The following is a 20,788-nucleotide window of genomic DNA, read 5'->3' on the forward strand; positions in this document are numbered from 1 at the left end:
GCTCTTACGGCCGGTCGCCGATGCGGGCGAGGATCGCCTTCGCCAGCGCGTCCGGTGCCTCCTCCGGCACCCAGTGGCTGACGTCGTCGAGGACGACGAATTCGTAAGACGCGTCGACGAACTCGCCGCAGCGCTCCGCGCCCACCCGGCCGAGGGCCGAATCCTCGGTGCTCCACACGTAGGTGGTGGGCACCCGCACCGGTGCCAGCTCGGAGAGCTCCCGGGTCATCGCGCGGTACCAGTTGAGCGCGGCGGTCAGGGCGCCGGGCTCGGACAGCACGTGCACGTATTCGTCGATCGACTCGGGGCTCACCCGGTCGCCGTACATCGCGCGCAGGCGACGGGCGTCGTCCTCGAGCAGGACGTGCTCGGCCTTTCCCTCCTGCCGGAGCAGCTTGATGTAGGCGGCGCGGGCCTGCTGATCGGCGTCCTCGCGCAGGGCCCAGCCGTAGGCCGCGAGGTGCGGCACGGACACCGCGGTCAGGGTGCTGATGCGCTCGGGGTGCCGCGCCGCGACCTGCCAGGCCACGGCGGCACCCCAGTCGTGCCCCACCAGGTGGGCCTGCCCGAGGCCGGTCGCGTCGAGCAGCCCGATCACGTCACCGACCAGCAGGTCGACGGTGTATGCCGACACGCCGTCCGGGCGGGCGCCGGGGGAGTACCCCCGTTGGTCCGGCATCAGCACTCGCAGACCCGCCTCCGCGAGCTGCGGCGCCACGGCCTCCCAGCTGCGGGCGGTCTCCGGGAATCCGTGCAGCAGCACGACGGGCGTGCCGTCGGCGGGACCGGTGACGTGAACGTCGAAGGTGAGGTCTCCGAGGGTGACGTGAGTGGTCTCGAACATGGCGCCCACCGTACGGGTTGCCGTTAGCGGTGGGAAGGTTTCCACGCGCCCATGCCGAGAACGATGAGACGCATCTGCTTTTCGGCGCGGGCGAGGACCTCGGCCTCCGCCGGCCCGCCGGGCCGGTCCACGTCGAGCAGTTCGAGCACCACCTCGAGCATGGCGGTCACCAGCAGGTCGGCCGCCATCTCCAGGTCGTCGACGTCCCAGTCCGCCATTCCGGGCATGCGGGAGAGATCGACGGAGAGTTCGCCCGTGATCAGCCGCAACTCGACGGTGACGGTGCGCGCGACGGCCGGCTGGCCGCCGTAGCGCTCCCGGGCCAGGAATCGGAACGCTTGTTCGTGGGCGCGGACCTGCCGCACCAGGGCCTCGAGCGACGCCCGCGCCGAGGACGGGCCGCGCGTGCGCCGGGCCTCGCGCAGCAGCGTGCGGAGCATGCGCATGGTGTCGGCGGCGAGGGCGACGCCGAGTTCCTCCATCGAGCCGAAGTGGCGGTAGAACGCCGTGGGCACGATCCCGGCTCGGCGGGCCACCTCGCGCAGGCTCACCGTCGCGAAGCTGCGATCGGCGGAGAGTTCGAGCGCCGCGTCGAGCAGGGCCTGGCGGGTGCGCTCCTTGCGCGCAGCTCGCGTCGCGGGTTCGGGAACGGGGGCTGCGGACACGGCTCCGAGTCTAGGCAGTGCGACGCGGCGGCGGCCGGGGACCGTGGTGACGGCCGCCACAACAACGTTGACAGCCCACCGGGCGACCCTGGCACACTGAACTCAGTGCACATTTGTGCACTGACTTTGGATTCTCGCTCGAGAGGAGCGACGCCATGACCCTGCTTCACCGCGCCCGACGCGGGCCGGGGCCGTCGATCGGACGCAAAGCCCTGATCAAGGCGCTGCATGTACTCTCCGCGCCGCACCACCCGGATCGGTACCTCGAACTGGCCGATCCGCTCCTGGCCGTGCAGCACACGCGCGCCCGGATCACGAACGTTGACCGAAATGTCCCGGGTGCGGTGACGCTCGAGCTGCGCCCGGGCCGGCCCCTGGAGTTCCGGGCCGGTCAGCACCTGCAACTCGGCGTGGTGGTGGACGGTGTGCGGCACAGCCGCAGCTACTCGCCGGTGAGTTCCCAGCATCGAGCCGACGGGCGCATCCAGCTCACGGTCGGGGTGCGACCGGACGGCGTCGTCTCGCGGCACCTGCACGAGCACGCCACCGCGGGCGACGTGGTCGACCTCGCGGCGGCCGCCGGCGAGTTCTGTCTCCCGGCGGAGCGGCCGGAGCGGCTGGTGCTCGTCAGCGGCGGCAGCGGCATCACTCCGGTGCTGTCGATGCTGCGCACCCTCGCCGACGAGGGCCACTCCGGAACCGTCGCGTTCCTGCACTACGCGCCCACCGCCGCGCACGTGCCGCACCGCGACGCGATCGAGTCCCTGGCCGGCGCCCACGCCGGCGTCGACGTGGCCTTCGCCTACACCCGGGCGGACGACGGTGCGTTGCGTGGCCGCTTCGACCGGAGTCATCTCGAGCGGGTCGCCCCGTGGTTCGCCGGCGCACCCGCCTACGTCTGCGGCCCGGCCGGGCTCGTCGACAGCGTGCGGGAGGTCTACGGCGACGCCGGCGCCGCGCACCTGCTGCGCACCGAGCAGTTCACCCCGCCCGTCGTCGTCCGCGACGACGACGCGAGCGGCACCGTCACCTTCGCCGCGTCCGGGGTCCGCGCCGAGAACAGCGGCGTCACCGCCCTCGAACAGGCCGAGGCGGCCGGGCTCACCCCGCAGCACGGCTGCCGCATGGGAATCTGCCACTCCTGCACCGTGACCCGGCTGTCCGGCGGCACCCGCGACGTGCGCACCGGCGAGATCGACGACGAGCCCGGCGCCGAGGTGCAGATCTGCGTGAACGTCCCCGTCGGCGACGCGGCCTTCGACCTCTGACCCACTCGAAACAATTGGAGGACACCATGTTCGGTTTGTCCATCCCCCTGTCCCTTCCGCTGCCGGCGTTCCTGTCCGGCCGTCGCGATCCCGACCCGTCGCCGGTCGTGCTGCGCCGCGAGCAGGTCGAGGAGATCGGCCGCGAACTCGACGCCCTGCGCGAGCGCACCGTCGCCTCGCTCGGCGCGGCCGACCGCGAGTACATCTACCGCATCGTCGGGGCGCAGCGGCGCTTCGAGATCGCCGGTCGTGCCCTGTTGTTCGTGGGCTTCCTGCCGCCGGCATGGGTGGCGGGCGTGGCCGCGCTGAGCGTGTCGAAGATCCTCGACAACATGGAGATCGGCCACAATGTGATGCACGGCCAGTACGACTGGATGCGCGAGCCGGAACTGAACTCCCGCACCTTCGAGTGGGACACCGTATGTCCCGCCGACCAGTGGCGGCACTCGCACAACTACCTGCACCACACCTACACCAACATCCTCGGGATGGATCGCGACGTCGGCTACGGCATCCTGCGGATGGATCCGGCGCAGCGCTGGCACCCCTACTACCTCGGCAATCCCGTCTACGCGACGGGGCTGATGCTGCTGTTCGAGTGGGGCGTGATGCTGCACGACGCCGAGGTCGAGAACGTCGTCGCCGGCAAACGCAGCTGGCGCGACGTGATCCCGCTCGCCCGGGGGTGGTGGCGTAAGGCGCGCGGGCAGGTGGTCAAGGACTACGTCGCGTTCCCGCTGCTGTCCGGGCCGATGTTCGTGCCGACGCTGCTCGGCAACGCGGCCGCCAACCTGGTCCGCAACGTGTGGGCGTTCTCCATCATCTTCTGCGGGCACTTCCCGTCCGGGGTGCAGTCCTTCACCGAGGAGGAGACCGCGCACGAGACCCGCGGCGAGTGGTACGTGCGTCAGCTGCTCGGCAGCGCGAACATCACCGGCACGCCGCTGTTCCACATCATGTCGGGCAATCTCTCGCACCAGATCGAACACCACCTGTTCCCGGATCTTCCGGCGCACCGGTACCCGCAGCTCGCGCCGGAGGTGCGGGAACTGTGCGAACGCTACGGGCTGCCCTACAACACCGGGGGCCTGCTCGCCCAGGTCGGCTCGGTGTGGCGCAAGATCGTGAAGCTGGCCCTGCCGCCGAGCTGGGTCTCCGAGGAGCCCACGACGTCGGTGCTCATCGAGCGCAGCGTGCCGGTCGCGGGTACCCTCGCCCACGACAGCGCCTGAAGGGGGCACCGCCATGGTGGGTAGGTTCGAACGCAACAAGGACACGCTCCAGGAACTGACCGAGTCCGCGGCGACGCACGTCGGCAACATCGCCGGCATTATCACCGGCGCGGTCCGCGAGGTCACCCGGGAGGTCGGGGACTGGATCAGCGACGGCATCGAGATGCGGGAGGCCGCCCGCAAGGCGAGCGCCGACGACGAGCGCGTCGCAGAGCCGCCGTCCGAGCCGTCCGGCGGGTAGGCGAAGAACGCCGGGTAGCTGAAGAACACACAGACAGCGCGGGGCGGGCACCGGGATCCGGTGCCCGCCCCGCGCCGTCGGCGTGCGTTCGGATCAGATGACGCCGAGCGCGAACATTGCGTCGGCGACCTTCACGAAGCCGGCGATGTTGGCGCCGTGGATGTAGTCACCGGGCTTGCCGTACTCGGCTGCGGTCTCCACGCAGTTCTGGTGGATGTCGCGCATGATGCCGGCGAGGCGCTCGTCGGTGTAGTCGAAGTGCCACGAGTCGCGCGAGGCGTTCTGCTGCATCTCGAGCGCGGAGGTCGCCACACCGCCGGCGTTCGCCGCCTTGCCCGGGGCGAACGCGACGCCCGCCTCGCGGAACACCGCGATGCCCCCGGGGGTGGTGGGCATGTTCGCGCCCTCGGCGACGACCCGCACGCCGTTGTTCACCAGGGTCTTCGCGGCGGTCTCGTCCAGTTCGTTCTGGGTGGCGCAGGGGATGGCGACGTCGCACGGCACGTCCCAGATCGAACCACCCGGGAAGTACTGTGCGTCGGGACGCTCGTCGAGGTACTCGGAGATGCGGCCGCGCCGGACCTCCTTGATTTCCTTGAGCAGCTCGAGGTCGAGGCCGTTCTGATCGACGATGTAGCCGGAGGAGTCGGAGCAGGCGATGGCGACGCCGCCGAGCTGGTGCACCTTCTCGATCGCGTAGATCGCCACGTTGCCCGAACCGGACACGACGACCTTGCGGCCCTCGAGGGAGGAGTTCACGGACTTGGCCATCTCCGCCACGAAGTAGGCGACGCCGTACCCGGTGGCCTCCCGGCGTACCTGCGAGCCGCCCCAGGTCAGCCCCTTGCCGGTGAGCACGCCGGACTCGTAGGAGTTGGTCAGGCGCTTGTACTGGCCGAACAGGTACCCGATCTCGCGTCCGCCGACGCCGATGTCGCCGGCCGGGACGTCGGTGTACTCGCCGATATGGCGGTGCAGCTCGGTCATGAAGGACTGGCAGAAGCGCATGATCTCCTGCTCCGAGCGACCCTTGGGGTCGAAGTCCGAGCCGCCCTTGCCGCCGCCGATGGGCAGGCCGGTGAGGGCGTTCTTGAAGATCTGCTCGAAGCCGAGGAACTTCACGATGCCGAGGTTGACGCTCGGGTGGAAGCGCAGGCCGCCCTTGTACGGGCCGAGCACGCTGTTGTACTGGACCCGGAAGCCGCGGTTGACGTGCACGTTGCCCTGGTCGTCGATCCACGGCACCCGGAAGATGATCTGCCGCTCGGGCTCGGTCAGCCGTTCGATGAGGCCGGCTTCGAAGTAGCGGGGGTGACGCTCGAGGACGACATGCAGGGACTCGAACACCTCGGCGGCTGCCTGATGGAACTCGGGTTCACCGGCGTTGCGCGCCTTCACCTGTTCGTAGATCTCTGCAATGCGGTCCCGGGTCGACACGCTCACCACCTGACTGTGAGGAAACTGTTACATGGCGTTAACACGTTGAATAATAGGCGCAGGCACCGGGCATCCGATAAAAGGGGGCAGTATGCCCGGGCTCCGGGCGTCGAGGGTGTCGGCCGAACCGGGGGACGGCTACGCGGGCTCGGGAAGGGTGGCTTCCGGGCCCGGGCTGCCGCCGAGCGCGGCGACGAGGCGTTCGCGTGCGCGTCCGAGGTGCCGGGTGATCACCTCGACCGCCGCATCGCCGTCGCCGGCCAGGACGGCGTCGAGGATCTGCTGGTGTTCGGCCGCGATGCTCGTGGTGGTGAGCAGCTGCTTGCCCTGCACCTGCACCATGCACAGCCGCACCTCGGACACGAGCGAGCCGAACATGCGGCTGGTGCGCGGGCTGCCCAGCGCGTCCACCAGGGCGGTGTGGAAGCGCATGTCGGGTTCGACGACGGTGAGCGGGTCGGCCTCGGTCATGGCCGAGATCTCGGCGTTGGCGGCCGACGCCGCCGGAGGCACCGCCCGGGTCTCGGCGAGCGCGCGCAGCACCACCGATTCCAGGTGCGCGCGGGTGCGGTAGATGTCACGCACGTCGTCGGGACCCAACTGGGGCACGCGAGCGGTCTTGTGGGCGCTGCGCTGCAGTAGGCCCTCGCCGACGAGCTTCTCGATGGCGGCCTTGGCGGTCGGCCTGGCGACTTCGTAGGCGCGGGACACCTCGGCTTCGGTGAGAGCGTCCTCGTGCGTCAGCTCCCCGGCGAACACGCGCCGCCGCAGTTCCAGGGCGAGGGCGTCGACGATCGACAGGGCCTCGACGCGTCCGACCAATGCCCCGCTCCTTCCCGGCTCTCCGCGCACCCGCACGGACCTGCGCGAACACCAGCATTCTTGCACGACGCCGCACATGCATTCTTGACAGGAATGTGTACTTGTCTGACAATTCTCGGAAACGGTGACAGGCATCACAACGAGAGGCGCGCTATGTACCAACAGACACTCGACCCGATCGGCGGCTCACTCGCCTGGTCGGCCGTGGTCGCGGCGATCCCGCTGGCCGCGATGTTCGTCATGCTCGGCGTCTTCAGATGGAAGGCGCACCGCGCGGCCCTCGTCGGTCTGGCGCTCGCCGTGCTCGCGGCGGTCGCCGGGTGGGGCATGCCGCTCGGCCAGGCCGCCGCCGCGACCGCCGAGGGAGCCTTCTACGGCCTGTTCCCGATCTTGTGGATCCTCGTCAACGCCCTCTTCGTCTACAAGCTCACGGTCGTCACCGGCTGGTTCGAGGAGCTCGGCCGGGTCATCCGGTCCATCTCGGACGACCAGCGCATCCTGGCCATTCTCATCGCCTTCTGCTTCGGTGCGCTGCTCGAGTCGCTCGCCGGATTCGGCGCGCCCGTCGCGATCTCCGCGGCGATGCTCATGGCCGCGGGCATGGCACCGCTCAAAGCCGCGTGCACGTCCCTGCTGGCGAACACCGCGCCCGTGGCCTTCGGTGCGATGGGTGCCCCGATCCTCGCGCTCGCCGGGGTCACCGGGCTGCCGCTCGACGACCTGTCCGCGATGGCCGGCCGGCAGACGCCGTTCGTCGCGGCCGTCGTGCCGATGGTGATGGTGTTCCTCGTCGACGGCCGCCGCGGAGTTCGGCAGACCTGGCCCGTCGCGGTCGTCGCGGGCCTGACCTTCGCCCTCGCCCAGTTCGTCACCGCGAACTACCTCACCGTCGAGCTCACCGACGTCGTCGCCGCGATCGTCACGGTCGGCGCGGTGCTGGGCATGCTGAAGGTGTGGCAGCCGGGGGAGCGCCTGGTCGCCACGACCGACACCGTCCTCACCGCACCGGTCGGCGCCGGCACCGCGGTCGGCATCGCCGCCCCGCCGTCGCGTTTCGACGGATACAGCCGGACGCGGCGCACGCTGCTGGCCCTCGCCCCGTACCTGACGATCATCGCGATCTTCACCGTGGCGCAGATCCCGTTCGTCAAGACGTGGCTCACCGAGATCGGCACCGTGTCGTTCCGCTGGCCCGGACTCGACATCGTCGACGTCGACGGCAAGCCGCTGAGCGCGCAGACGTTCAAACTCGACCACCTCAAGGCCACCGGCACCCTGTTGCTGCTCGCCGGGGCCGTCACGGCCGGGATGTACGGGATCGGCGTACGCCGCGCCGTCCGCGCCTACGCCGACACCCTCGTGCAGCTGCGCTGGACCATCGTCACCGTCACCTCGGTGCTCGCGTTGGCCTTCGTGATGAACCTGTCCGGTCAGACCGCCGGCCTGGGCATGGCGCTCGCGTCCGCGGGCGGGGTGTTCGCCCTCGTCTCGCCGCTGATCGGCTGGATCGGCGTGGCCATCACCGGATCCGACACGTCGTCGAACTCGCTGTTCGGCGTCATGCAGATGACCGCCGCGCAGCAGGCCGGGCTCGACCCGGTGCTCATGGCGGCGGCCAATTCGTCCGCGGGTGTGCTCGGCAAGATGCTCTCGCCGCAGAACCTGTCGGTCGCGGTGGCCGCGGTCGGCCTGGCCGGGGCGGAGGGTGTCATCCTGCGCCGTCTGATCGGCTGGAGCCTCGGGTTGCTCGTGTTCCTCACCGTCGTCATCTACCTGCAGTCCACCCCCGTTCTCGATTGGATGGTTCCGTGAACACCAGCGTCGTGACTCCCGTCCCCGACACCGAGCCGGTCGTCGCCGCGCTCGTCGACGCCCTCGACGACGCCGTCGTCACCGATCCGGACCGGATGCTCGCCTATCGGCGCGACCAGTCGCTGCTCACGCCGGCCGGGATGCCGCTCGCCCTGGTCCGGGCGCGGGACACCGACGACGTCGTCGCCACCCTGACGATCGCGCACCGGCACGGCATCCCCGTCGTCACCCGCGGCGCCGGCACCGGTCTCGCGGGTGCGGCCAACGCCCTCGACGGCGGCATCGTGCTCAGCGTCGAGAAGATGAACGCCATCGTCGAAATCGACACCGAATCACGCACCGCCACAGTGCAACCCGGGGTGATCAACGGCGATCTCGCCGCCGCGGCCGCCGAGCGGGGGCTGTGGTACGTGCCGGACCCCGGCAGCCGCGCCGTCTCCACCATCGGCGGCAACCTCGCCACCAACGCCGGCGGCACCTGCTGCGCGAAGTACGGGGTCACGGCCGACCATGTCGCCCGCATCAAGGCGGTGCTCGCCGACGGGCGGATCATCCACACCGGCGCCGTCACCCGGAAGAACGTGGCGGGACTGAACCTCACGCAACTGCTCGTCGGGTCCGAGGGCACCCTCGCCGTCATCGTCGAGGCCACCGTGCGGCTGCGCGCCGCCGCCGCCGCGGCGGCCACGGTCGTCGCGAGCTTCCCGGAAACCGCACAGGCCGTCGCCGCGGTGCTGGCGATCCGCGAGCAGGCCGAGCCGTGCCTCGTCGAACTGATGGACCGCACCACCATCGCCGCCGTCAACGACATGACGCACATGGGACTCGACGACACGGCCGGTGCGCTGCTGCTCGTCCAGTGCGACGGGCGCGACGCCGCCGCCGAAGCGCAGGTGTGTGCGCGGGCCTGTACTGCGGCGGGCGCCACCGAGGTGTACGACACCGCCGACCCGGTGGAGGGGGAGGAGTTCATGGCCGCGCGGCGGGTCGCGCTCACCGCGCTCGAGCGATGTGGCAGCACCCTGCTCGACGACCTGGCCGTTCCCGTGCCGCGGCTGCCCGAGATGCTCGCGGCGATCGAGGCGATCGCCGCGCGGCACGAGCTGCTCATCGGCACGTTCGGGCACGCGGCGGACGGAAACCTGCATCCCACCATCGTGTTCGACGCCGCCGACGAGGTCGTCGCGGGGCGCGCCCGGCAGGCGTTCGACGAGATGGTCGCCGAATGCCTGGCGCTCGGCGGTTCGATCAGCGGAGAGCACGGCATCGGGGTGCTCAAACAGCCGTACCTCGAAACCCAGGTCGGCACGGTCGAGCGTGCGCTCATGCGGCGCATCAAGGCGGCGTTCGACCCGAGCGGGATTCTCAACCCGGGGCGCGGAATCTGACCGGACGGCGACCCCGGGACGGACCCGTCGACGGACCTCCGTCCCTACCCGGCCGACGGCTGGTGGTGGCACGGTGGGAGGTGACATCGGCACCGGTGCGGAACGGGGGAGTGCGGCAGTGGCGACACAACCGGAATCCACGCGGCGGGAGCGGCTGCGCCGCGCCTTCGAACCCGCGCTGCTCGCCGTCACCCTCACCGCCCTGACGGCCGGGGGCATCGCCTGGCTTCTCGGCGCCCACGCCGTCGCCGACGCCTGCTGGATCGCCGGCACCGTCGTCGCGATCGTGCCCGCGACCTGGTGGGTGATCGACGCGCTGCGCCGCGGCCGCGTCGGGGTGGACCTGATCGCGGTGCTCTCCCTGGTCGGCACCCTGCTGGTCGGCGAGTACGTCGCCGGGGCGCTGATCGGCGTGATGCTCGCGTCGGGGCAGGCCCTCGACGCCGCCGCGGAACGCCGCGCCACCAAGGACCTGCGCGCCCTGCTCGAGCACGCCCCGCACACCGCGCGCCGCCGCGTCGGCGACGAGGTGCAGGTGGTGCCGCTCGGCGACGTCGTACCCGGGGACACCCTGGTCGTCGGGCCGGGCGAGGTGGTGCCGGTCGACGGCTGGATCACGTCCGAACTCGCGGTGCTCGACGAGTCCGTCCTCACCGGCGAGCCGATGCACGTGCAGCGCCGCACCGGGGAGGCCGTGCGCAGCGGCGTCGTCGCTGCCGGCGGCGCCTTCGAGATCCACGCCCGTGCCACCGCCGAGGAAAGCACCTACGCCGGCATCGTGCGCCTGGCCCGCGAGGCCGCCGCCGAGAGCGCCCCGGTGGTGCGGATCGCGGACCGGGTCGCCGCGTGGTTCCTGCCGCTGTCGCTGACGGTGGCGGGGCTCGCGTGGCTGCTCAGCGGGTCGGCGACCCGTGCCGTCGCCGTGCTGGTGGTGGCCACCCCGTGCCCCCTGCTGCTCGCCGCGCCCGTCGCGATCGTCTCCGGTCTCTCCCGCGCTTCGCGCCTGGGGGTGGTGATCCGCAGTGGCGGCGCACTCGAGAACCTCGGGCACGCGACGACGCTGGTGATGGACAAGACGGGCACGCTCACCAGCGGCCGGCCCGCCGGCGCCGACATCGTCACCGCACCCGGGGGCGACGGCGCCGAGCTGCTGCGCCTGGCGGCGTCCGCCGACCAGCTCTCCCCGCACGTGCTCGCCGAGGCCATCGTGCAGGAGGCGAAGATGCGCGGGCTGACCCTGTCGCTGCCCACCGACGTCGCCGAGCAGGCCGGCACCGGCGTGGCCGCGACCGTCGACGGCCGGCGCGTCACCGTCGGCAGCCTGCCGCTGCCCGCCGACGCGCCCGGCTGGGCCCGGGCGGTGCTCAGCCGTGCCGCGCTCGACGGCGCCGTCGTCGCCTGGGTCACCGTCGACGGCGACCTGGCCGGCGCCCTGCTGCTCGTGGACCCGCTGCGCCGCGACGCCGCCCGCACGCTGCGGCGGCTGCGCTCGGCCGGGCTGGACCGGCTGGTCATGCTCACCGGCGACCGTCGCGAACCGGCCGAGGAGATCGGGTCCGTCCTCGGCCTCGACGGGGTCTATGCCGAGCAGACCCCGGCGGACAAGGTGAACGGTGTGCGTGCCGAGCGGGAGTCGGCGGTGACGGTGATGGTCGGCGACGGCGTCAACGACGCCCCCGCCCTCGCCGCCGCGACCGTCGGCGTCGCGATGGGCGCCCGCGGATCCACGGCGAGCTCGGAGGCGGCGGACATCGTGCTCACCACCGACCGCCTCGACCGGCTCGCCGATGCCATGGAGATCGCGCGCCGCTCCCGGCGCATCGCCGTGCAGAGCGCCACCGTCGGCATGGGCCTGTCGCTGGTCGCCATGGGCTTCGCCGCGTTCGGCTACCTGCCTCCCGCGGTGGGTGCGCTGCTGCAGGAGGGCATCGACGTCGCGGTGATCCTCAACGCCCTGCGCGCCCTGCACGGCGACCGGGACCGGGAGCTGGCCCTGCCCGACGACACCGAGGCGATGCTGCACCGGTTCTCGGCCGAACACGACGTCCTGCGTGACGAGCTGTCGATCCTGCGCGACACCGCCCAGCTGCTCGCGTCCGGCGATCGGCCCGCCGCCCACACGGCGCTGCGCCGCGTCGACGCGTTCCTGTTCGACACGCTGCTGCCGCACGAGCAGGCCGAGGACAGCGAGCTGTACCCGGCGCTCGCGGTGCCGCTCGGCAGCGGGGAGGCGACCGCGACAATGAGCCGGATGCATGCCGAGATCGACCGGCTCAGCCGCCGCCTGCGCACGCACCTGGCGCAGGCCGACGCCGCCGGCGGGCTGCGACCGGACCAGTGCGACGACCTGCTCGCCTGCCTGTACGGGCTATACGCGCTGCTGCGGCTGCACTTCGTGCAGGAGGAGGAGAACTACTTCACCCTCGCGCCCGAGGCCGAACGGGCGGACGGCTCGGCATGACCGGCCCGGGCGGACGGCTGCGGCCGTACGTATCCGGTTCTGCCGGTGCGACGTTCGCGGTGGGACGGCCGGTCAGCGCCGGGCTTCGGCCGCGATCATCGACAGAGTCGGCCGTGCCATGGCCCGCACGAACGGCCCGACCGCCGTCCAGTAGCGGCGGAAGAGTCTGCGGGCCTTTTCGTCGGTGCCGTGCACCCGGATCTCGGTGAGCAGGACGCAGGTCTGCGCGTCGTACGGCAGGACGGTGAAACTCCATGTGCCGACCCCGCATTCGGGAACCGCGATGCTCGACAGGGGCGCCCCGGGATCCCAGTCGACGCGGCCGTAACCCGGCTCCCACCACCGGCCGACGAAGCCGAGCACGAGTTCCCGCCCCGGTTCCTCGGCGACCACCTCGAAGCCGCCCTGCGGACCGATCAGGTCACCGAGGCGGACCGAGCGGTGCGCCCGCACCTCCCGACGCCGCGGCGCGCGCACGGCGTCGAAGGCCATCCGGGCCAGATTGGGGGCGGCGATCACCGGGGACCGCATGAAGTCGATGCGGCGGATCGCGGCGAACGTGTCCCCGGCCGGGGCGTCGACCACCCGCGCGCGTACGACCCGCTGCTCGAAGACCGGCAGCTGCCGTTCGGTCGCGGTGGATTCACCGTCCGGCATTGTTGCTCCTCGGGAGCTGCGCGGTTCGAGTCGCCGACAGTTGCCGGACCATCACCCAGCGCGCGACGAGGTAGCCGAGGACACCGCCGTAGACGGCCTTCAGTACCAGGAACCATCCCGTCGACAGTCCGGACACACCGAGGAGGTGCAGCACCCAGATCGCGAGCACGGAGACGGCCGCGGCCGCCACCCCGAGCGACAGGCCCAGAGACCAGGTGCCGGACGGCAATCGCGCCAGCCCCCGACCGGCCTGCGGGGCGTCGGCGGTGGTCGCATCGAGCCCTGCGCGCAACGCCCGTCGCACCCCGGCAGCGGAGAACCAGGAGACGAGCACGGAGAGGATGATCGCGGTCAGCGCGATGTCGACGACGATCCCGTCGGCCGACCACAGCGGCACGAACGACGTGCCGCGCTTGCCCGCCCACGCCAGCAGCGGATTGACGACGACGTTCACCAGGCCGGTGACGACGGCCTGCTTCCGGACGTACGAGGCAGCAGACTCCACGGCCCGTCCTCCTGACCACGGCCCGCGGAAGCGGGCCCCTCTCATCGTGAACCGCGGAACCGTGCTCGTTCCAGGGCCGTAGGTCCCCAGCGACGCCGCACGGGCGATGCCGACGCGGCGAAGGCCCGACGCCCTGCCCTCGGTCGCGGGTTCGTCGTCGTCGCACTGATATGTAGGGAAAGTTGTCAAGAGAGCAGAGTGAGGCGCCTCCGGGGAGCGACCCCGGGGGCGCCTCCGGCGCTTCGTCGACGAATCCTGCGGTGAGCGTGTCGCTCAGCGACGCGCGGTCAGACTGATATACGCGGGTTGGGTACCGCAGGACGGAATTTTCGGCTGGATCGCATCCGCGTGTCTAGAGTCGAGCGTCGGCCCCGAGGACCTGCTCATAGTGCCGATCGCGGGTCGATCCACGCGCTGTCACCACCGAACTCGTCGGCAAAGCAGATCAGGAGATTGCTTCAGCAGTCCATCACCGCCAACGACCAGCACCACCCCGCCAACTCACGGGCGATCGCCACATTCGCTGTCACGGGTCGTTTGCGGCGTTCGAGAAACCCCACCCACCGGCCGTGCAGGCGACGGTTACCCTCGTCGCCGCGGACACGGGCCGCGGCCGGCGCCTGCTCCCACCGCGACCGCAGCACCGACCCCACGCGATAGCGCGGTCGATGATGCCAGGCCGCTTCCACCAGCAACCGGCGGGCGTGGGTGTTCCCGGTCTTGGTGATCGACCCTTGCACCCGCGACGCACCGGAGGACTGTTCCGAGGGCACCAATCCGACGAACGAACCGATCGTATTGCCGGTGAACCGTGTCCAGTCACCGATCTCCACCGCCAACGCGAAGCCGGTCAAGGTGGAAACTCCACGCAGACAGCACATCCGGTGGACGACCGGGGTGAACTCGCTGGCCGCGGCCATCTCCTCGATCGCCGTGTCGAGTCGCCGGCGCCGGGCCCGCATCGTGAGCACGTGCTCGTAGTCGGCCTCGAACGCCATCCTCGTCGCCGGCCAGGTCAGCTGCGGTGCTGCTTCGGTGCGCAGCCACCGGTCGTGCGCTCCGGTCCAGGCCGCGCCGCCGTAGTAGACGAGGCCGTGGCGGAGCAGCAGTTTCGACAGACGATGGCGCGCCCGCATCAAATCCCCACGACAATCCTCCCGGGCCCGCACCAGGTCCCGGGCCGCTTCCTGATCGACGGTCGGGATCGCCACCGAGGTGACCTCGTCCAGACGCAGCAGCCGGGCCAGGTGCAGAGCGTCACGGGCATCGGTCTTGACCCGGTCCCCGGCGGGTTTCTGGAGCTTCGACGGGGCGGCGACCTCACACCGGATCCCGGCCGCGGACAGATCCCGATACAATCCGAAGCCGGTCGGTCCGGCCTCGTAGACCACCGCCGCCGGCCCCGGTAGGTCCGTGAGCCAGGAGCGGATGTGCTCGTAGGACGGCGTCAACTTGGTCTGGAACACCCGTCCTGTGACGCTGTCGATGGCTGCTGCCGCGACCGAACGTGCGTGCACGTCCAGTCCAACGCTCGTACGCTCGGTGAACACCGGGGCCTCCCACAATTGTCGGATAGGCCGGGCAGGCAGGTTCGTCTGCTCGGTAACCCACGAATCTTGTGCGTGAGGCCTCGGCCTGCAAGAGCGGACCACCAGCTCCGGCGTCCCCCTCGGTCCTCGCCGACCCGCCCCGGCGCCGGCCGCGATGTCAACGTGGAGCACGCGCAGCGCAGCGAGCATGAACGACGTTGACATCGACCGCGTGCCGGGGGGCGCGTCATCACTCGACCGAGGGGGACGCCGATCCCCACGAAAGCGAGCTCACGGCAAGTCGTGCGTCACTCCATATCGTCTAGCTCAGGCGAACCGTGCCCCCCGGGTGCAGTTGGGCGACCCGGCCGCGGCATTCGATCTCGATCGGCGCCTGCATCCCGGGACCGGCGCTCACCTGCACCTCTGTGCCGCTGATGCGCAGGCGAAGGCGGTGCCCCCGGTAGAAGATCGGGAATTCGAGGGCACCGAGTGGTTCGGGCCACTGCGGGGCGAACACGAGCCGGTCGCCCCGGGTCTCGAGGCCGGGGACGCACCGCTGCAACAGATCGACGCTGCCAGCCATGGCCGCCAGGTGGATGCCCTCCATCGTGGTGCCGCCCTGGATATCGGCGATGTCGGCTCTCAGCGCCTGGTAGAAGAAGTCGACGGCCTCGTCCCGGTGGGCGCGTGCCAGCACCCAGGAATGGACGACCCCGCTCAGGGTGGAACCGTGCGACGTTCGCGCCATATAGTAGTCGATGGTCCGCGGGATGTCCTCGTTCGGGAACCGGTAGCCGAGCCGTTCGAGCAGTTCCCGCAGTTCGTCGGAGGACAGCAGATAGAACAGCATCAGCACGTCGGCCTGCTTCGACGCCTGGTAGCGGTTGACGTCGTCGCCCTCGGCCTCGAGGATCCGGTCGAGGCGCTGGATGTCGCCGTAGCGCCGCCGGTAGCCGTCCCAGTCCAGTTCGGCGAGGCGTTCGTACCCCTCGAACTGGCTGAGGACACGATCGTGGAACGGGACGAACATTCTGCGGGTGACGTCCTCCCAGCGCGCCGTCTCCTGCGCGTGCAGCCCCAGGGCCTGGGTCAGGTACGAGCGGATCTGCAGCGGGATCAGCTCGAGCGCCTCGAGGGCGCGCAGGATCACCCAGACCGACATGACGTTGGTGTACGCGTTGTTGTCGATTCCGTCGTACGGTGCGTCGGGGTAGCCGGAATGGAACTCGTCGGGGCCGATGACGCCGCGGATGCTGTACCGTCCGCGTTCCTCGTCGTAGGACGCGAGATCGGCGTAGAAGCGGGCGATCTCCACGAGCATCTCGGCGCCGTACTCGATCAGGAACTCCAGGTCGCCGGTCACCTGGTAGTACTGCCACACGTTGTGGGCGATCGCGATGCCGGTGTGGTGCTGGCGTCGGCTGGGGTCCGGGTTCCAGCGGCCGGATCTGGGATTGAGGTGCAGTTGCGGGCTCTCCTCGCGGCCGTCGCTGCCCGACTGCCACGGGAACATCGCACCGCGGTGACCGGCTTCGCGCGCCATCCGGCGGGCCTCCCGCAGGCGGCGGTAGCGGTAGCGCAGCAACGACCGGGTCAGCGTGGGCAGCCGCAGGTTCAGCACCGGGAACACGAACAGCTCGTCCCAGAAGACGTGCCCGCGGTACGCCTCGCCGTGCAACCCCCGTGCCGGCACGCCCACGTCGAGGTCGGCGGTGTTCGCGGAGACCGTCTGCAGCAGGTGCAGAAGATGGAACCGGAGGACTCGCAGGGCGTGGCCGTGGCCCGGACCCTCGTACTCGATGCCCAGGTGGTCCCACAGATATCCCCAGGCGAGCACATGGCCGTCGAGCAATTCGTCGAACCGGCCCAGCCGGGGAAGCCAGCGGGCGGCTTCGTCGGCCGGCTCGGAGACCGCCTGATCGCGCCCGGTGAACACCGCCACCATCTTCTCCAGCGTCACGGGCCGGTCCGTCTCGACGTCGACGGTGATGTCGTGTCCGATCCGATCGTCGCCGTCGACCAGCCGGTACTCGCCGGCAACGGGCTCCCCGTCGCACCACACCGTGTTCCGGGCCGCCATCGCCACCGGTATCCGCGACTGGTTGGTCTGCACCGCCAGCAGCACCGAGTCGACGGACAGCGCGGTGGCTTGCAGCGGCTCGAGGTGCTGGTCGGCGAGGTCGCGATAGCGCTCGACGAGGGAGTTCCGGACCGCGCCGTCCAGCAGCGAGCGGATCTCGAGCCGGCCCGACCAGTCTTCGGCCACGATCGTCGTCTCGAGGGCGCAGGCGTGCGGCAGATGCATGGCAACCAGGCGCCGCTGCCGCACCGACGTGGTGCGCCCCGCCGCGTCGCGGAATCGGAACCGCCGGATGAGGACGGCGCGGCGGAGGTCGAGGTATTGGCGGTAGTCGAGCAGCTCTGCGGTGTCGAGGTCGAACCACTGCCCGCCGTCGACCCGGAAGGTCACCGGCAACCAGTTCGGCAGGTTCACCAGGCTCTCGTGGTCGATGGCACTCCCCGCCACCTCGTCCTGGAGACGGTTGAAGATGCCGGCCACATAGGTGCCGGGGTAGTGCACGCCGTCCGCGCGGGATTCGGGCGCGCAGCCTCGGGTGGCGAAGAAGCCGTTCCCGACGGTGCAGAGGGCCTCGCGCAGCTTCTCGGTGAGCGGGTCGTAGCCCTCGAAGAACATCGTCCAGGCGTCGTCGGGGGGCGGCGCGATCCCCGGGTCGCTGCCGAGCAGATCCGCCAGCCGCTCTAGTAGCTCACGAACCCGGTCCGGACCGTCGACCGCGAATTGTGCCGTCGACCGCCGATCGCCTTCCTCGCTGTAGCGCACGACGATGCCGATCCCGGTCGATGTCAGGGTGCCGAACGCGTCGTCGTCGGTGAGGTCGTCGCCGATGTAGACCGGCATCGGGTCCTCTGCGCCGCGGAGGTGCTCGAGCACCCAGGCCACCGCCCGCCCCTTGTCCCAGTCCACATCGGGGCGGAGCTCGGTGACCTTGCGTCCGCTCGTGACGCGGAGCCGGCCGTCCCGGTCGGCCGCATCGTGCACCGCTGCGACGACCTCCTCGATCCGGTCCTCGGCGACGTTGCGGTGATGAACTGCCACGGCGAAACGCTTGTGCTCCACCAGAACGCCGGGCACGCCGGCCAGGCGGTCCCGCAGGGCGCCGGCGATTCGCTCGAGCTCGGGCACCGCGGGGACGGCGGCATCGTTCCGGTGGTACTCGCCGTCCGGCCCGACGAGTTCGAAACCGTGGTTACCCGCATACCAGAGCCCGGGCACGCCGACCCGTGCCTGCACGTCGGTCACGTCGCGGCCGCTGATCACGCCGACGGGGCAGTAGCGGGCCAGCCGGGCAAGCTCTTTCGCCGCGCCCTCGACCAGGGTGGCAGCGGTGGGATCGTTCACGAGGTGGGCGAGGGTGCCGTCGAAGTCCAGGAACACGGCGTAGCGCCGGGTGCGCAGGATGGCGGTCGCCTGGTGACGAGATGCCAAGGCGTCCGGGATTTCCGACAGCCGGCGCTCGCGGGGGCGCGGTTCGACCGTGGGGGTGGTCATCGGCTCGGCTCGGATGATGAGTGCATGGCAGTCTGTCCCTCCGCACCGTTGCAGGACAGGCCCACAAGGGGTTCCCCATTCTATGACGGGACCGGCGGCGTGCAGTCCGTTTCGGTGCAGGCTACGACCAGGTCCTCGGGTTGAAGACGACGTAGAACCAGGCGTTCGCCGTAGGGTCCCACGAACAGGAGACGAGGACGACGGCGCCGATGGACCGATCGAACGCCTCGGCCTTGGGGCAGACGGCGTCGCCGTCCGGTCCGGCGAACTCGGCGCGGTAGAGCGGACCGATGTGCCACGGCGCGGCGGCGGCCGTTCCGGCTCCCACGGTGGCCCCCAGGACGATCGGGGCGACGACGAGACCGGCGAGTGCTGCGGCCCTGTGGGCGACGTTCTTCGACACGCGGACTCCTTCGGCGTGGGAACGGTCCGGGCGCTGGCACACCGTCGCGACCCTGAACTCTGCCGAAGCCCGCTCTCGATGATCACCGGTGGGTGCCCGGCGCGCAGGCGTTCGCACGAACCGGTACGTATGTATCCGGTCTCAGTCCTCCAACCGCTCGGCCTCCTCGATCGCCGCCTGCAGCTGGTCCAGCAGTGCCTTCGCCTGCACGATGTCGAGGGCGACGCCGAGGCCTTCCGGCAGGTCGAGCACGACGCCGGGTCCGTTCGCGCGGGCGGTGACGGGATGGTCGCCGGTCGTATCGGTCATCGAGAGTCCTTCCGGTTCGGGGGCGCGCTTGCCGGGTCTCAGTGTGCCCGGAAGAACTACCGTGTGGGGCGGGAGCGTACGGCGACGGGAAGGGGGAGCGATGGCAGTGACCAGCGCCGGCCTTCTGCTGTACCGGATCGACGCCGACGGCGTGCTCGAGGTGTGGATCGTGCACCCGGGCGGGCCGTACTGGGTCGGCAAGGACGAGGCGGCCTGGTCGATCCCCAAGGGGGTCTACGGCGACGACGAAGACCCGTTCGCCGTGGCCTTGCGCGAGTTCGAGGAAGAATGCGGGATGCCCGCGCCCCAGGTTAACTACGAGATGCTCGGGCGGTTCAAGCAGCCCTCCGGCAAGATCGTCACCGTCTACGCCGGTGAGACCGCCGACGATCTGGCCTTCGTCGGCAGCAACACCTTCGACCTGGAGTGGCCGCCGCGGTCCGGAAAGGTGCAGAGCTTTCCCGAGGTGGACGACGCTCGCTGGTTTCCGCCCGCCGTCGCGGCCATCAAGCTCGTGAAGGGGCAACGCCCGATCCTCGCCCGGCTCGGCGAGCGCGTGCACGCTGCCGGCCGGTCGTTCGCGTCCGGTCCGCCGGTGCCCGGTGCAGGAACGGAGGAACCGGGCACATGAGCAAGACCGTGCTCGTCACCGGAGGAGGGCGGGGGCTCGGCCGGGCCACGGCCGAGAAGCTCGCCGCTCGGGGACATCGCGTCCTGCTCACCGCGCGAACCCGCGCTGCCGCGGAGGACGCAACCGAAGCGATACAGCGGACGGATCCCGACGCTCGGGTCGAGCCGCGCTGGGTCGATCTGTCTTCTCTGGAGCAGGTCCGGTCCTTCGGCGTCGCGGAAGCCGAGCGGGGCGAACCGATCGACGTGCTGTTGCATGTCGCCGGCATCCTGCAGACGAGCAAGGAACGCCGGCTCACCGTCGACGGGTACGAGGAGACCCTCGCCGTCAACGTCCTGGCTCCGTTCCTGCTCACCGCCCTGCTCCTGCCCGCACTCGAGCGCAGCCCGTCGGCGCGTGTCGTCACCGTCGGCTCGCGGCTGCACCTGCCCGGATCCCGCGGAGCGCCGGTGGACTTCGAATTCGCCGACGTCCAGCTCGAGCACGGCTACAACCCCGAGCGGGCATACAAGAATTCCAAGCTGGCGGTGATGTGGTTCACCTACGAGCTCCAGCGCCGCCTCGCCGGGCGGCCGATCACTGCGAACGCCGTGTGTCCCGGTTTCGTGCCCACCACCGCTGCTGCGAGCACCCGCGGTCTGATGCGGCTGTTCATGGCGCACGTGTTGCCGCACATGCCCTTCGCCACGTCCGTCGATGCAGCCACCGATTCGCTGGTGTTCACGGCGGTCGACCCGTCGCTCGACGGGGTGGGCGGAAAGTTCTTCGGCGAGTGTCACGAGATCGACTCCAGCGCGCAGTCCCACGACGTTGCCCAGGCCGGACGGTTCTGGACGATCGCCGAGCATCTCACCGGTCTCGCCTGACCTGTCGCGCCGAAGGTGGGACGTGGCCGGCCCCGCGAGGACGCGAGATCTCCGTGCAGTGCTTACGGGCGCTGAGTGGAGTGTGATGCGCCTTCGTGGATCTTGTTCGAACCCAGCAGGCGCACCCCGGCCGGAGGCCGGCAG

Annotated in this window: 18 protein-coding genes; 8 read left to right on the forward strand and 10 right to left on the reverse strand. The window is 70.7% G+C overall.

The window, feature by feature from the left end; all coding sequences use genetic code 11:
* Window positions 1–4 precede the first annotated feature (4 nt).
* Both ISO16_RS00315 and ISO16_RS00320 read right to left on the reverse strand, forming a co-directional pair.
* The gene (locus ISO16_RS00315; RefSeq protein WP_072635006.1) at window positions 5–844 is read right to left on the reverse strand and encodes an alpha/beta fold hydrolase; all 840 of its coding nucleotides are present in this window, start codon (window positions 842–844) and stop codon (window positions 5–7) included.
* Between the two features lie 23 nt (window positions 845–867).
* Window positions 868–1,569: a TetR family transcriptional regulator gene (locus tag ISO16_RS00320; protein WP_083662487.1), complete on the reverse strand. Its 702-nt coding sequence runs from the start codon at window positions 1,567–1,569 to the stop codon at window positions 868–870.
* Window positions 1,570–1,664: 95 nt separating this feature from the next.
* On the opposite strand from ISO16_RS00320, the gene ISO16_RS00325 reads away from it, so the two are divergent.
* From ISO16_RS00325 to ISO16_RS00335, 3 genes are read left to right on the forward strand one after another with little or no spacing between them, the layout of a single operon-like run.
* Entirely contained in the window at window positions 1,665–2,777 is a 1,113-nt protein-coding gene (locus tag ISO16_RS00325; RefSeq protein ID WP_029543029.1) for a ferredoxin reductase, read from the forward strand.
* A 26-nt stretch (window positions 2,778–2,803) separates the two neighbouring features.
* Entirely contained in the window at window positions 2,804–4,009 is a 1,206-nt protein-coding gene (locus ISO16_RS00330; protein WP_010596351.1) for a fatty acid desaturase family protein, read from the forward strand.
* A 13-nt stretch (window positions 4,010–4,022) separates the two neighbouring features.
* On the forward strand, window positions 4,023–4,250 hold the full coding sequence (locus ISO16_RS00335) for a hypothetical protein (RefSeq protein ID WP_006939021.1): 228 nt from the start codon (window positions 4,023–4,025) through the stop codon (window positions 4,248–4,250).
* A 93-nt stretch (window positions 4,251–4,343) separates the two neighbouring features.
* On the opposite strand, the gene gdhA is transcribed toward ISO16_RS00335, so the two are convergent.
* Both gdhA and ISO16_RS00345 read right to left on the reverse strand, forming a co-directional pair.
* Complete coding sequence (gene gdhA, locus ISO16_RS00340) at window positions 4,344–5,687, reverse strand: NADP-specific glutamate dehydrogenase (RefSeq protein WP_072635007.1); 1,344 nt, start codon at window positions 5,685–5,687, stop codon at window positions 4,344–4,346.
* A 138-nt stretch (window positions 5,688–5,825) separates the two neighbouring features.
* Window positions 5,826–6,509 (reverse strand): GntR family transcriptional regulator, encoded by a 684-nt coding sequence (locus tag ISO16_RS00345; protein WP_010596353.1) that lies wholly within the window; start codon window positions 6,507–6,509, stop codon window positions 5,826–5,828.
* 153 nt (window positions 6,510–6,662) lie between these two features.
* Here ISO16_RS00345 and ISO16_RS00350 point away from each other — a divergent pair, with 153 nt between their 5' ends.
* The 3 genes from ISO16_RS00350 to ISO16_RS00360 all read left to right on the forward strand — a co-directional run bounded on the left by ISO16_RS00350 (window position 6,663) and on the right by ISO16_RS00360 (window position 12,170).
* On the forward strand, window positions 6,663–8,321 hold the full coding sequence (locus ISO16_RS00350) for an L-lactate permease (RefSeq protein WP_072634999.1): 1,659 nt from the start codon (window positions 6,663–6,665) through the stop codon (window positions 8,319–8,321).
* Complete coding sequence (locus tag ISO16_RS00355) at window positions 8,318–9,709, forward strand: FAD-binding oxidoreductase (protein WP_072635000.1); 1,392 nt, start codon at window positions 8,318–8,320, stop codon at window positions 9,707–9,709. Before ISO16_RS00350 ends, ISO16_RS00355 begins: the two co-directional genes overlap by 4 nt.
* A gap of 118 nt (window positions 9,710–9,827) precedes the next feature.
* The gene (locus tag ISO16_RS00360) at window positions 9,828–12,170 is read left to right on the forward strand and encodes a heavy metal translocating P-type ATPase (protein WP_072635001.1); all 2,343 of its coding nucleotides are present in this window, start codon (window positions 9,828–9,830) and stop codon (window positions 12,168–12,170) included.
* A gap of 72 nt (window positions 12,171–12,242) precedes the next feature.
* Here ISO16_RS00360 and ISO16_RS00365 read toward each other — a convergent pair whose 3' ends face one another.
* The 6 genes from ISO16_RS00365 to ISO16_RS00390 form a co-directional block, all read right to left on the reverse strand.
* Window positions 12,243–12,827, reverse strand: a complete 585-nt coding sequence (locus tag ISO16_RS00365; protein WP_072635002.1) for a hypothetical protein — start codon at window positions 12,825–12,827, stop codon at window positions 12,243–12,245.
* A complete protein-coding gene (locus ISO16_RS00370; protein WP_072635003.1) occupies window positions 12,814–13,332 on the reverse strand; it encodes a hypothetical protein in 519 nt (172 codons plus the stop codon). Before ISO16_RS00370 ends, ISO16_RS00365 begins: the two co-directional genes overlap by 14 nt.
* Before the next feature lie 458 nt (window positions 13,333–13,790).
* A complete protein-coding gene (locus ISO16_RS00375; protein WP_195886181.1) occupies window positions 13,791–14,882 on the reverse strand; it encodes an IS110 family transposase in 1,092 nt (363 codons plus the stop codon).
* 301 nt (window positions 14,883–15,183) lie between these two features.
* Window positions 15,184–18,435, reverse strand: a complete 3,252-nt coding sequence (otsB, locus tag ISO16_RS00380; protein WP_072635008.1) for a trehalose-phosphatase — start codon at window positions 18,433–18,435, stop codon at window positions 15,184–15,186.
* Window positions 18,436–18,556: 121 nt separating this feature from the next.
* A complete protein-coding gene (locus ISO16_RS00385; protein WP_072635009.1) occupies window positions 18,557–18,838 on the reverse strand; it encodes a hypothetical protein in 282 nt (93 codons plus the stop codon).
* A 141-nt stretch (window positions 18,839–18,979) separates the two neighbouring features.
* Complete coding sequence (locus ISO16_RS00390) at window positions 18,980–19,147, reverse strand: hypothetical protein (protein ID WP_006946627.1); 168 nt, start codon at window positions 19,145–19,147, stop codon at window positions 18,980–18,982.
* Window positions 19,148–19,247: 100 nt separating this feature from the next.
* Between ISO16_RS00390 and ISO16_RS00395 the strand changes: the two genes are divergently transcribed.
* Both ISO16_RS00395 and ISO16_RS00400 read left to right on the forward strand, forming a co-directional pair.
* Entirely contained in the window at window positions 19,248–19,778 is a 531-nt protein-coding gene (locus ISO16_RS00395) for an NUDIX domain-containing protein (protein ID WP_050035034.1), read from the forward strand.
* A complete protein-coding gene (locus ISO16_RS00400; RefSeq protein WP_072635010.1) occupies window positions 19,775–20,644 on the forward strand; it encodes an SDR family NAD(P)-dependent oxidoreductase in 870 nt (289 codons plus the stop codon). Before ISO16_RS00395 ends, ISO16_RS00400 begins: the two co-directional genes overlap by 4 nt.
* The last annotated feature ends 144 nt before the right edge of the window (window positions 20,645–20,788 follow it).

This window comes from Rhodococcus sp. M8 (assembly GCF_015654185.1).
GTDB lineage: Bacteria > Actinomycetota > Actinomycetes > Mycobacteriales > Mycobacteriaceae > Rhodococcus > Rhodococcus aetherivorans.